Annotated in this window: 10 protein-coding genes; 2 read left to right on the top strand and 8 right to left on the bottom strand. The window is 66.9% G+C overall.

All coding sequences use genetic code 11. The features are described from left to right. Positions 1-2: 2 nt before the first annotated feature. The 5 genes from ACQG3P_RS05695 to ACQG3P_RS05675 form a co-directional block, all read right to left on the bottom strand. A complete protein-coding gene (locus ACQG3P_RS05695; protein ID WP_426804449.1) occupies positions 3-1,196 on the bottom strand; it encodes a cystathionine gamma-synthase in 1,194 nt (397 codons plus the stop codon). Positions 1,197-1,327: 131 nt separating this feature from the next. After that, on the bottom strand, positions 1,328-2,698 hold the full coding sequence (locus tag ACQG3P_RS05690) for a pyridoxal-phosphate dependent enzyme (RefSeq protein WP_068849030.1): 1,371 nt from the start codon (positions 2,696-2,698) through the stop codon (positions 1,328-1,330). A gap of 210 nt (positions 2,699-2,908) precedes the next feature. Next, the gene (locus tag ACQG3P_RS05685) at positions 2,909-3,133 is read right to left on the bottom strand and encodes a YdcH family protein (protein ID WP_068849028.1); all 225 of its coding nucleotides are present in this window, start codon (positions 3,131-3,133) and stop codon (positions 2,909-2,911) included. Between the two features lie 536 nt (positions 3,134-3,669). Continuing rightward, entirely contained in the window at positions 3,670-4,566 is an 897-nt protein-coding gene (locus ACQG3P_RS05680; RefSeq protein ID WP_307107491.1) for a hypothetical protein, read from the bottom strand. Further along, the gene (locus ACQG3P_RS05675; protein ID WP_093532893.1) at positions 4,563-4,964 is read right to left on the bottom strand and encodes a DUF4398 domain-containing protein; all 402 of its coding nucleotides are present in this window, start codon (positions 4,962-4,964) and stop codon (positions 4,563-4,565) included. Before ACQG3P_RS05675 ends, ACQG3P_RS05680 begins: the two co-directional genes overlap by 4 nt. A 98-nt stretch (positions 4,965-5,062) precedes the next feature. Between ACQG3P_RS05675 and ACQG3P_RS05670 the strand changes: the two genes are divergently transcribed. Further along, a complete protein-coding gene (locus tag ACQG3P_RS05670; RefSeq protein WP_068849022.1) occupies positions 5,063-6,193 on the top strand; it encodes a PilT/PilU family type 4a pilus ATPase in 1,131 nt (376 codons plus the stop codon). A gap of 34 nt (positions 6,194-6,227) precedes the next feature. Here the strand turns inward: ACQG3P_RS05670 and maiA are convergent, their stop codons facing one another. Together maiA and ACQG3P_RS05660 are read right to left on the bottom strand one after the other, a co-directional pair. Next, the gene (maiA, locus tag ACQG3P_RS05665) at positions 6,228-6,896 is read right to left on the bottom strand and encodes a maleylacetoacetate isomerase (protein WP_426804504.1); all 669 of its coding nucleotides are present in this window, start codon (positions 6,894-6,896) and stop codon (positions 6,228-6,230) included. Beyond that, positions 6,893-7,882, bottom strand: coding sequence for a fumarylacetoacetate hydrolase family protein (locus ACQG3P_RS05660; protein ID WP_426804448.1), 990 nt, complete (start codon positions 7,880-7,882; stop codon positions 6,893-6,895). The genes maiA and ACQG3P_RS05660 overlap by 4 nt, the downstream gene beginning before the upstream one ends. A gap of 491 nt (positions 7,883-8,373) precedes the next feature. On the opposite strand from ACQG3P_RS05660, the gene ACQG3P_RS05655 reads away from it, so the two are divergent. Continuing rightward, complete coding sequence (locus ACQG3P_RS05655; RefSeq protein ID WP_426804447.1) at positions 8,374-9,789, top strand: DEAD/DEAH box helicase; 1,416 nt, start codon at positions 8,374-8,376, stop codon at positions 9,787-9,789. Positions 9,790-9,843: 54 nt separating this feature from the next. Here ACQG3P_RS05655 and ACQG3P_RS05650 read toward each other — a convergent pair whose 3' ends face one another. Next, the gene (locus tag ACQG3P_RS05650; RefSeq protein WP_426804503.1) at positions 9,844-12,408 is read right to left on the bottom strand and encodes a M14 family zinc carboxypeptidase; all 2,565 of its coding nucleotides are present in this window, start codon (positions 12,406-12,408) and stop codon (positions 9,844-9,846) included. Positions 12,409-12,434 lie beyond the last annotated feature (26 nt).

Genomic DNA, 12,434 nt, shown 5'->3' with positions numbered 1-12,434 from the left:
CATCATACGGCGGCAGCCTCCAGCGCGCGCTCAAGATCCAACTGCAGATCCCCCAGCTCTTCAACGCCCACACTCAAGCGAACGAGTGCATCGCTGATGCCCAACTGGTTGCGGCGCTCCACCGGAATGGACGCATGTGTCATCACCGCTGGATGGTTGACCAGGCTTTCCACCCCGCCAAGGGATTCGGCCAGGGTAAACAGCTCGGTCGCCTCGCAGAAGCGCTTGGCGGCCTTATACCCGCCCCTGAGCACAACCGAGACGATGCCGCCGTAGCCCTTCATCTGGCGCGTGGCCAACTCGTGCTGCGGGTGGGTTGGCAGTCCCGGGTAGATGACCGTCTCGACTGCAGGGTGGGTCTGCAGCCAGCGCGCCAGCGCCAGTGCATTGGCACAATGGGCCTTCATGCGCAGCGGCAGGGTCTTCAGACCACGCAGCGCGAGGAAGCTGTCAAATGGCCCCTGCACCGCGCCGATGGAGTTCTGCAGGAAGGCCATCTGCTCGGCCAGCGGGGCGTTGTCGCCGACCACCACCATGCCACCGACCATGTCCGAGTGGCCATTGAGGTACTTGGTGGCCGAGTGCAGCACGATATCCGCGCCCATCATCAGCGGGCGCTGCAGCATCGGCGAGGCGAACGTGTTGTCCACCACCACGATCAGGCCACGGCGCTTGGCGATGGCCGCGACCGCGGCGATGTCGACGATCTTCAGCATCGGGTTGGTCGGGGTTTCGATCCAGACCATCTTCGTCTGCGGCGTGATCGCCGCTTCGAAGGCGGCCAGGTCGGTCAGGTCGACGAAGCCGAACTGCAGCCCGGCGGTGCGCTTGCGCACACGTTCGAACAGCCGGAACGTGCCGCCGTAGATGTCGTCCATCGCCACCACGTGGCTGCCGGCATCCAGCAGCTCCATGACCGTGGAGGTGGCAGCCATGCCCGAGGCGAAGGCGTAGCCGCGGGTGCCACCTTCCAGCGAGGCCACGCAACGCTCGTAGGCGAAGCGGGTCGGGTTGTGGGTGCGCGAGTACTCGAAGCCCTGGTGTTCGCCGGGGCTGGACTGGGCGTAGGTGGAGGTGGCGTAGATCGGCGGCATCACCGCGCCGGTGCTCGGGTCGGGCGACTGCCCGCCATGGATGGCGAGCGTGGCGAGAGCGAGCTGGCGCTTGGAGTGCCCGGAGGCTGCAGGATCGGACATGGGATTCCCAGCGATTGTAGAGCCCCGAACGGGGCCCACACTAAATGGAGCGGAAGTCTATCAGCGCCGGCTTAATCAGCCGTTGACTCTAATAAACGCAGGTTCAGTGCCGAACGTCGGCCATCGCGCCCTTATTGGACGCGACGACGCAGGTAGTTCAGCAGGTCGATCCGGGTAATCAGCCCCAGGAAGCTGCCACCATCCATGATGATGGCCACCTGGCCGCGATCGAACACCGGCAGTAGGGCTTCGATCGGCGATTTCACGTCCAGCCGGTCCAGCTTGCTGACCATGGCGGTGGAGACCTTGTCGCGGAACCGCGACTCGTCCCCGTACACATGCAGCAGCACGTCGCTTTCGTCGACGATGCCGACCAGCTGGTCGCCATCCATCACCGGCAGCTGCGATACGTCATACAGCTTCATGCGCTGGTAGGCGGTGGTCAGCAGGTCGTTCGGGCCGATCACCACGGTGTCGCGCTGGCCGTACGGGCGCAGGATCAGGTCGCGCAGGTCGCCGGTCTGCGGGCGCTCCAGGAAGCCGTTGTCCAGCATCCAGTAGTCGTTGTACATCTTGGAGAGGTACTTGTTACCGGTGTCGCAGACCAGCACCAGCACCTTCTTCGGGGTGGTCTGCTCCTTGCAGTACTTCAGCGCCGCCGCCAGCAGGGTGCCGGTGGAGGAGCCACCGAGCACGCCTTCCTTGCCCAGCAGCTCGCGCGCGGTGTGGAAGCTTTCGGCGTCGGTGATGGCATAGGCCTTGGTGACCCGGCTGAAATCGGCGATCGAGGGCAGGAAGTCCTCGCCGATGCCTTCCACCAGCCAGCTGCCCGACTTGTCGTTGAGCACGCCATCATTGATGTATTCGGCCAGGATCGAGCCAACCGGGTCGGCCAGCACCAGCTCGGTCTTCGGCGACAGGGTGGAGAAGGCGCGGGACAGGCCGGTCATGGTGCCGGAGCTGCCGCAGCCGAACACGATGGCATCCAGGTCGCCGTCCATCTGTTCCAGGATTTCCGGGCCGGTGCCGAATTCGTGCGCGGCCGGGTTGTCCGGGTTGCCGAACTGGTTGATGAAGTACGCGCCGGGGGTTTCCTCGGCCACGCGCTTGGCCATGTCCTGGTAGTACTCGGGGTGGCCCTTGGCCACGTCCGAACGGGTCAGCCGGACTTCGGCGCCCATCGCCTTGAGGTTGAAGATCTTCTCGCGGCTCATCTTGTCCGGCACGACCAGGATGAGCTTGTACCCCTTCTGCTGGGCGACCAGGGCCAGGCCCAGGCCGGTATTGCCCGCCGTGCCTTCCACCAGCGTCGCACCCGGCTTGAGATCACCGCGCTGTTCCGCCGCTTCGATCATCGACAGGCCGATGCGGTCCTTGATGGATCCCCCGGGATTGGCGCTTTCGAGCTTCAGGTACAGCTCGCAGACACCGGTGTCCAGGCGCTGGGCCTTGACGATCGGGGTCTTGCCAATGAGGTCGAGTACGGAGGAGTGGATTGCCATCGGGTCACATCGATTCGCGCCGCAGGGCGGCCGGACCCCCGATTATCCGACAGAAGGTAGAGACACGCCATGCATCCCTGGCCCTGAAAGAGCGACGCGGACGGCGCCCGTCGACGAGGAGACGGACGCCGCCCGCGGCGTTTGGCGGTGCCGGCGCTGGGCCGGCAGGTTCAGCGGCAGGTGCCGGGCGTGGGCCGGCACGATCAGGCCTTAGTGCACGGGGGAGGAAGACTCGTACATGCGCAGCAGGCGCTGCTTGGTGAGAAGCTTCTCACGCTTCAACTGGCCCAGAGTGAGGTCGCCTACCGGATTCACGCCCAACGCGGCATCCATACACTTCTTGTTCAACTTCTGGTGCCGTTCGTAAAGCTCTTTGAATTCCGGATCGCTCTTGCGGCGTGCGTCGATTTCACTCTGGGGCTGACCTTCAAACATGATGAACCTCCTATCGCGTCTACAGCACAAACAAGAACGCCCCGGCCGGTAAGGCACGGGGCGTTGCTTCGGGAGGAGCGCCAGCATCCACCGCGATCAAGGCAGAACCCAGGCGCACGACCGGGGTTGCCCGGCCTGCAGACTGCTCTGGTTCGTGCCCTCGATGCATCGGCCCGGCCCTCCAATCGTCCGGGTCGCGGAAGGCCACCCGGACAATCGACCCTACGCCTGCCCAAGGGCCGGTTCAAGGGTTTCGTTTGAAATCGCCGGTGCGCGCCAGTCGGGGTTCAGGCTGAACACGCACTTCAACGAAATTTAAACAAAAACAGGAGGTTGCGTCATTCTGACGCGGTCACGACCAACGGTCGTGACCTACCAATAGATGCAACCCGGTAGGTCATGACCGTTGGTCATGACAGAGGCAACCGGGTAGGTCATGACCGTTGGTCATGACAGAGGCAACCAGGTAGGTCATGACCGTTGGTCATGACAGAGGCAACCAGGTAGGTCATGACCGTTGGTCATGACACCGGCGATCAAGGAGCGATGATGACCTCGGCCGAGCGCGCCTTGGTCGCCGCCGCCTTCTTGCCGCTGACCTGCAGGCGGCTGGCACTGACGCCGGCCCCCACCAGGGCATCGCGCAGGGCTTCGGCACGCTGCTGCCCCACCCCGGCGGCGGCATCGTAGGCTTCGATACGGACCCGGCCCTTCTTGCCGATGTTGAGGTACTCGGCCAGCGCCTTGGCCTGGCCCTTGGCCCCGCCCGAGAGCGCGCCCTTGCCACTGGCAAAGGCATCGCCGGCGAAGGTGAACACCTCGCCGCGGCTGTCGAACTTCGACCCCGGCAGCTTGTTGCCCGATACCAGCTCGGCCTCTTCGCGGGCCAGCTTGGCCGCGTTCTGCTGGGCCGCGCTCAGCCGCGCGGTCTGCTTGCCGGCCACGCTGGTCAGGGCGGTTTCGGCGTCCTGGCGGGCCAGCGCTTCGGTTTCGGCGGCCAGGCGCAGGCGTTCGGACTCCTCGGCCTGGATCTGGGCCTGCACGCGCAGCCGCTCGCTTTCCTGGCGGGCACGCTGGGCATCGCGGCGGCTGGCTTCGATCAGCAGGTCGCTGCGGGTGCGCTCGAGGGTGGCCACTTCGCGCTTGGCCAAGGCGGCTCGCACGCTGGTTTCGGCGATTTCGACCCGGCGGTCGGCCAGGTAGCGGGCCTGGTCGAGGTCGCGGCGCTTGGCATTGGCCAGCGCGGCGATGGCCTGCTGGGCCTGCAGGCGCTCGTAGGCAGCCAGCTCGGCGGCATCCGGGTTGGCCTGGATCGCCATCAGGCGCTGGGTGAGCTGGGCCACGGCCGGGTCTTCGGCGGCGCCGGCCAGCGGCGACAGGGCCAGGCCGATGGCCAGCAGCAGGGGCGGGATGCGCAGGGCAGCGGCCTTCATCGGCGGTCCTCCCCGGCGAGCTGGCGTTCGAGCTGGGTCACCTCGTTGCGGCGCAGCTGCAGCTGGGCCGTGGCGGTGGCCTCCTCGCTGCGGGCGCGGGCCAGGTCGGCATCGGCGGTGGCGCGCACGGCCAGGGCCGGGGCGTTCTTGCGCTCGCGGCGGTCGCCCGCTGCGGCCTGGGCCTGTTCCAGGCCCTGGCGGGCCACGGCGATCAGGTCCGGGGCGTACTGGTCGGCGTCGGCCTGGGTGGCCTTGTCCACGGCCTGGCGGGCCTGCATGAGCTCGAGCGCGCCGTCCTGGGCCAGGGCCGGCCCGGCCAGTGCGAATGCGCACGCCATCACGCAACTCGTCAAAACTACATACGGGGTACGCCGCATTTGTGCGAAGCTAGGATTCATTGGGGGTGCCGTTCGCCTGAAGTAGGTGCGCGGCCATTGTCGGAAGCCTGCGGCGTGCTTGCAATGGCATGTCGCCGATTGTTGGGGAAACATTTCGCATGGATATCGGCTATTTCCTGAAGCTGATGACCGAAAAGAACGCTTCGGACATGTTCTTGACCACCGGCGCCCCGGTGTACATCAAGATCGAAGGCAAGCTGTACCCGCTGGGCAATACCGGGCTGCCGCCCGGGATGGTCAAGAAAATCGCCTATTCGCTGATGGACGAGGGCCAGGTGCCCCAGTTCGAACGCGACCTTGAGCTCAACATGGCCATCGCCCTGCCGGATGCGGGACGCTTCCGCGTCAACGTGTTCAAGCAGCGCGGCGAGGTCGGCATGGTGATCCGTGCCATCCGCAGCAAGATTCCCAGCATCGAAGAGCTCAACCTGCCCCAGGTCCTCAAGGACGTCATCATGACCCCGCGCGGGCTGGTGCTGGTGGTGGGCTCGACCGGCTCGGGCAAGTCGACCTCGCTGGCGTCGATGATCGACCACCGCAACAGCACCACGACCGGGCACATCCTCACCATCGAGGACCCGATCGAGTACCTGCACAAGCACAAGATGTCGATCGTCAACCAGCGCGAGGTCGGGCTGGATACCCATGCCTTCCACAACGCGCTGAAGAACGCGATGCGTGAAGCGCCGGACGTGATCCTGATCGGCGAAATCCTCGATTCGGAAACGATGGAGGCGGCCATCGCCTTCGCCGAAACCGGTCACCTGTGCCTGGCCACGCTGCACTCCAACAACGCCGACCAGACCATCGAGCGCATCCTCAACTTCTTCCCCGAGAGCGCGCACCGCAACGTGCTGATGAACCTCTCGCTGAACCTGCGCGCGGTGATTTCCCAGCGCCTGGTCAAGGGCCAGGATGGGCGCCGCCTGCCGGCCACCGAGGTGTTGATCAACACACCGATGATCCGCGACCTGCTGCGCCGCGGCCAGGTGCACGAGATCAAGCCGGCGATGGAAGCCTCGCTGGAAGAAGGCATGGAGAGTTTCGACCAGTGCCTGTTCCGCATGGCCAAGGGCGGCATCATCGAGCAGGAAGAAGCGCTGCGTGCAGCCGATTCGCGCGATGGCCTGGCCCTGAAGTTCCGCCTGTCCGAAGGCGGCAGCGGCGAGCATGACCCGTACGCGGATTATTCGGCGGCGACCCCGGCGGCGATCACGCACGGGTTCTGACCGGCAGGTACCGACCGTGGGTCGGTACCCGGTTTCAGGGTGACGCGTCGGCCTGGACTTCCGGCCTTGCCGCATCGAATGCCGGCAAGGCCAGGCACGCCTCGTCGATCCGCACCAGGGTCGGGTACGGGCCCAGATCCACGTTGAAGCGGCGGGCGTTGAACAGCTGCGGCACCAGGCAGCAATCGGCCAGGGTCGGTGTGTCGCCGTGGCAGAAGCGCCCGGTGTCCACCGACTCGACCAGCAGCCGTTCCATCGCATCGAAGCCGACCGTCATCCAGTGCCGGGTCCAGTCCTCACGCTCGGTCTGCGGCACGTTCCAGGTATCGCTGAAGAACTGCATCACGCGCAGGTTGTTGAGCGGGTGCAGGTCGCATGCCACCAGCTGTGCCAGCGCACGCACGCGGGCGCGGCCCGGGGCATCGTCGGGCAGCAGCGGCGGTTCCGGAAACACCTCGTCGAGGTATTCCAGGATCGCCATCGACTGGTGCAGCACCAGGTCCCCATGCACCAGGGTGGGCACCAGCTCCTGCGGGTTGAGCGCGGCATACCCTTCGCTGTGCTGCTGGCCGCCGTCGCGGACCAGGTGCACCGGGGTGATCTGGTGTTCCAGGCCCTTGAGGTTCAGACCGATGCGCACGCGGTAGGCCGCGCTGGAGCGCCAGTAGCTGAACAGCTCGATGCGGTCGGCCGGGGTGTTCAGGGCCGTGCTGCCTGTTCGATGCGCTGTTCGATGGCGCCGAAGATGCTCTCGCCGGCGGCGTTGAACATTTCAATGCGGACCACGTCGCCGAACGACATGAACGGCGTGCTCGGCTTGCCGTCGCGCAGGGTTTCCACGGTGCGCTGCTCGGCAAAGCAGGATGCGCCCTTGCTGGTGTCCTCGTTGGCGATGGTGCCCGAGCCGACGATGGCACCGGCGCCCAGCGGGCGGGTCTTGGCCGCGTGCGCGACCAGCTGGGCGAAGTTGAACTGCATGTCCACGCCGGCTTCGGGCGCGCCGAACCAGGCGCCGTTGACGTGGGTGACCAGCGGCAGGTGCACCTTGCTGTCCTGCCAGGCCTCGCCCAGCTCGTCGGGGGTGACGAACACCGGCGACAGCGCCGAGCGCGGCTTGGACTGCAGGAAGCCGAAGCCCTTGGCCAGCTCGCCCGGGATCAGGTTGCGCAGCGAGACGTCGTTGACCAGGCCGACCAGCTGGATATGACCGGCGGCCTGCTCGGCGGTGACCGCCATCGGCACGTCATCGGTGATGACCACCAGTTCGGCTTCCAGGTCGATGCCGTACTCCTCGCTGATCACCTTCACGGCATCGCGCGGGCCATGGAACCCGGCGCTGGTGGCCTGGTACATCAGCGGGTCGGTGTAGAAGCTTTCCGGCACTTCGGCGCCACGGGCGCGGCGCACGCGCTCTACGTGCGGCAGGTAGGCGCTGCCATCGACGAATTCATAGGCGCGCGGCAGCGGCGCGGCCAGTGCCTGCAGGTCGATGTCGAACACGCCATCGGCGCTGCCGTCATTGAGCGACTCGTACAGGGCGTTCAGGCGCGGCGCCAGGTGGCTCCAGTCTTCCAGGGCCTGCTGCAGCGTGGCGGCGATCCCGGTGGCGCGGACGCCATGGCGCAGGTCGCGCGAGACCACGATCAGGGTGCCGTCGCGGCCGCCTTCCTTCAAAGAACCAAGCTTCATGGGGGGGGAATATCCGGGGATCGCAGGAAATAGGTTTCGAGTGTAACCAAATGCGTGGTCATGCCAAGTCGCAGTGCCGCAGAACGAACATAAACCATCCGAATGATGCTGGCGTGGTCGCTCGCCAAGGTCGTCCGGCTGGGGCCGGCCGCTACGAATTGCTACGGGCGCCGGGGAGGCATGGATACGTCGGGAGTCGCTTGTTCAACCTGAACGGGGGATTTGGCCTTGTTCGCGCGGTTCCGCTACACTGTCGGGGTCTGCAGCGGCCGTCCGTTTCCCTTCGGGATCGCCGGCGATCGGGATTTCCGTCCCTCGCCCGCCCCCACTCCGACGCCATTCGTCATGCATTCCAGTCTGCGCACCGCGCCGGCTGCACCCAATTCTCGCAGCGCGGTTCACGGGAACGCTCCGAGTCAGCCGATCAACTCGATCTGCCTTGCGTCCGGCCATTCGGCCTGGCGTTACTTCGTCTTTGGAGCTTCCACCCGATGTCTTTTGAAAACCTGGGCCTTGCCCCGTTCCTGCTGCGCGCGTTGTCCGAGCAGGGCTATGAAAACCCCACCCCGATCCAGGAGCAGGCGATCCCGCTGGCCCTGGAAGGCCGCGACCTGCTGGCCGGCGCGCAGACCGGCACCGGCAAGACCGCCGCGTTCGGCCTGCCGCTGCTGCAGCACCTGGGCACCAATCCGCAGGCCGTGAACGGCCCGCGCAAGCCGCGTGCGCTGGTGCTGGCCCCGACCCGCGAACTGGCTACCCAGGTGCATGACAGCCTGCGCGGCTACAGCAAGTACCTGCGCATTCCCAGCGCCTGCATCTACGGCGGCGTCGGCATGGGCAACCAGTTCGACGTGCTGCGCCGTGGCGTGGACCTGCTGGTGGCCTGCCCGGGCCGCCTGATCGACCACCTGGAGCGTCGCAGCGTCGACCTGTCGGGCATCGAGATCCTGGTGCTGGACGAAGCCGACCGCATGCTGGACATGGGCTTCCTGCCGTCGATCAAGAAGATCCTGGCCAAGCTGCCGCGCCAGAACCGCCAGACCCTGCTGTTCTCGGCGACCTTCGAAGAGAGCATCAAGCAGCTGGCCCTGGAGTTCATGCGCGATCCGGCGCAGATCCAGGTCACGCCGAAGAACACGGTCGCCGAATCCATCAAGCACTGCGTGCACCCGGTTGACGGCCCGCGCAAGCGTGACCTGCTGCTGCACCTGCTGGCCCAGGACAGCCGCGAGCAGACCCTGGTGTTCGGCCGTACCAAGCACGGCTGCGACAAGCTGGCCACGTTCCTGGAGAAGTCGGGCATCAAAACCGCGGCGATCCACGGCAACAAGAGCCAGGGCCAGCGCCTGCGTGCGCTGGGCGACTTCAAGGCCGGCCGCGTGACCGTGCTGGTGGCCACCGACATCGCCGCGCGCGGTATCGACATCAACGAGCTGCCGAAGGTCATCAACTACGACCTGCCGATGGTGCCGGAAGACTACGTGCACCGTATCGGCCGTACCGGCCGCAACGGCTCGACCGGCCAGGCGATCTCGCTGGTGGCCCAGGACGAAGCCAAGCTGCTGCGCCAGATCGTGCGCCTGCTGGACAAGGACATGGACATCCGCGACGTGCCCGGCTTCGAGCCGCAGACCCCGATCCGCTGGGGCAACAGCGCGCCGGGCAAGGCCGAAGTGCCGGGTGGCGATCGTGCGCCGCGCCGCGGCGCGCACGCACGTCGTCCGCATGGCGAGGCCCCGCGCCACGCCCATGCCGGTGCCAAGACCGGCGGCGGCCAGCGTGACGGTGCCGGTCGCGGTGCAAGCCGTGGTGCCGGCAACGGTGCGCCGCGCGGTGGTGCGCCGTCGGGCCAGCGCCGTGGCGGTGGTGGTCGCGGCCAGGGCGGCGGCGGCGCGCGCGCCAGCTGATTGACCGGTTGCGATACCCGATGAAAAGGGCGACGCATTGCGTCGCCCTTTTTTTTACCCGCGTGGCTTGGTCGGGTTGAGCAGGTTGCCGAAGAACACCGCGTTCAACAGCAGCCGCTCGGTGCCGTGCCAGTACTTGCGATGCGCCGGGTCATCGGCGAACAGCACCACGTTGCCCTGCCCCTGCGGCGACACCAGCAGCCAGGCGCTGCCGGCCACGCGGCTGCGGTTGGCCTCGGACAGGTAGCCGTTCACCCGCGGCGACTCGTCAATGCGCACCACGGTCGAGAACGCATTGCGGCTCGGCTTGAAGCTGATCCCGTTTTCCTTGTTGATCGCCAGCTGGGTGCGCGGCAGGCCGAAGCCGAGCGGGTGGCTGGTATCCACGTCGGCGCTGAGGATGTTGCCGCTCACCCGCTCGATGGCGGCGATGTCGCGCTGGTCGCCGAACGCGCGGCGCGCACCTTCGGGCTCCTTCTCTTCGGCACCCAGCACTTCATCGCTGAGCTTCTGCTCGATCGCCCACTTGGCCGCGCTGCCGTAGGTCACCAGCGAACCGCCGGCGTTGATCCAGCGCTTGAGCGCGGCCACCGCCGTGGCATCCACGCCGCTGTAGGTACCGCCGGACAGCACGATGGTGGTGTAGCGGTCCAGGTTGACCTTGCCCAGCTGCGCCGGGTCCAGCTTGCTGGCCGGCAGCTGCACCTGCTGGTCGAGCAGGAACCACGCCGAGCCGATCTCGGTGGCGCTCACGCCCTCGCCCATCACCAGCGCCACCGCCGGCCTGCGCAGCGATTTGACGCTGTCGCTGCCCAGGTCGATGCCGCTGCGGCTCTGCCCACTGGCCAGGGCGTGCACCTGCACGCCGCTGCTGCGCGCCGCTTCATCCACGGCAGCGAGCAGTGCGTCGCCCGCCAGCGTCTGCCCGGCCACCGGCACCACCACGCTGCCGCGCGCGAAGGCCTGCTCACCCGACGCGGTGGCGGCGGTGAACGGCTGGAACGCGGCGCGGGTCAGCACACCCTTGGCCTGCAGCGCGTACAGCGCGCGGCTGGCGTTGTAATCGCGCCAGTCGAACACGTAGGCATAGCCGGCCTGGCCACCGCTCACCCCACCACGGGCGGACGGCAGGCTAGTGATGCGCTCGCCGCCATCGACACGGCTGCGGCTGCCGGCGAACGCCACGCCGTAGGCCGGCGCGATCGCGTAGGAGGTGCTGCCGTAGAACACATCGCCCTTGATCGGCGGGGTCTCGGCGAAGATCGAATGCACCAGGCGGAACTGCGGCTGCGCGGTGGGCACCACGTAGGCACTGCCCGGCTCGAAGCGCTGTCCGTCCACGGTGACCGCCGTGCTCAACGCCTGCACGGTGATCTGGTGCTGCAGCAGCAGGTCGAGCAGGCGCCGGGTCAGGCCCGGGTCGTTGGCGTCGCCGAACACGAACGCCTTGACCGGCTGCTGGTTGGCCTGCTTCACGGCGGACTGGAAGAATTCCTTCTGCAGCTTCAGCAGCCCGTCGCGCTCGGTCACCGCACCGCGCACGGTGCCCAGGCCGGTGGCGACCTGGTTGCGGATGGTGAACGGGAAGGTCAGCAGGCCGTTGACCGATTCCTGCACGCGGCCACGCGAGCTGGCCTGTTCCACCGTGACACCGACCGCACCATGGAAGTCCGGATAGGTCGAGCCGTACACCGGCGAGAAGTTGTCGAAATTCTCACCGGTGTAGTACAGCGAGCCGAGCGCATCCAGTGCCTGCGCGTGGTACTTGGCCAGGGTCTTGTTGAACGCGTACGACGACGCCGGCAACAGCGGGCTGTGCATGCTCGCCGGCGACGGTTCGAAGTAGTAGGTGCTGTCCTTGCCCATCTCGTGGAAATCGATCTGGACGTTGGGGTACCACTGGTGGAAGTAGGCGATCTTGGGCCGCGTGTCCTGCTGGGTCAGTGCCAGCCAGTCGCGGTTTAGGTCGGTGAAGTAGTGGTTGGTGCGTCCCTGCGGGAAGGGCTCCACGTGCTCCTTGTCGGCCGGATCGGCCGATGCCGGCGACGAGGCATAGGCGTTGTGCCAGCTGGCCGCACGGTCGCGGCCGTCCGGGTTCTGCGCCGGGTCGAACAGCACCACCGCCTGCTGCAGCCACCTGGCCGTATCGGCACTGCGGTTGGCCACCAGGTAGTACGCGGTGAGCAGCGCGGCTTCGCCACTGGAGGTTTCATTGCCGTGCACGCTGTAGCCCAGCCACACCACCACCGGGCTGTTGCCGGCGGCCGACAGCGGCTGCGCCGGGTCGGCCAGGGTCACGTGCTGGCGGCGCAGGGTTTCCAGCTGCTGCTGGTTCTGCGCCGAGGTGACGGTGGCGATCAGCAACGGGCGGCCTTCGTAGCTGCTGCCGATCTGCTCGACCTTGATCTTGTCGGAGTGTCTGGCCAGCTCGTTGAAGTAGGCCACCAGCTGGTCGTGCCGGGTGTAGCGGCTGCCGATCTCGTAGCCCAGGAACTGCTGCGGGGTGGGAATGGCCGGATCGAAATCGCCGTCCTGCGGGAAGAAATAGGCGCTCTGTGCGAACGCCGGCGCGGCCAGCAGCCACAGCGCCCCCACCACCCAGGTGATGGGGCGCGACAAACCATGGAACAAGGACACAGCAAACC

It is taken from the genome of Stenotrophomonas sp. SrG, assembly GCF_050031795.1.
Lineage (GTDB): Bacteria > Pseudomonadota > Gammaproteobacteria > Xanthomonadales > Xanthomonadaceae > Stenotrophomonas > Stenotrophomonas rhizophila_A.
The sequence above is the reverse complement of the archived record's forward strand: the minus strand, read 5'-3'. Positions and strand labels throughout refer to the sequence as shown.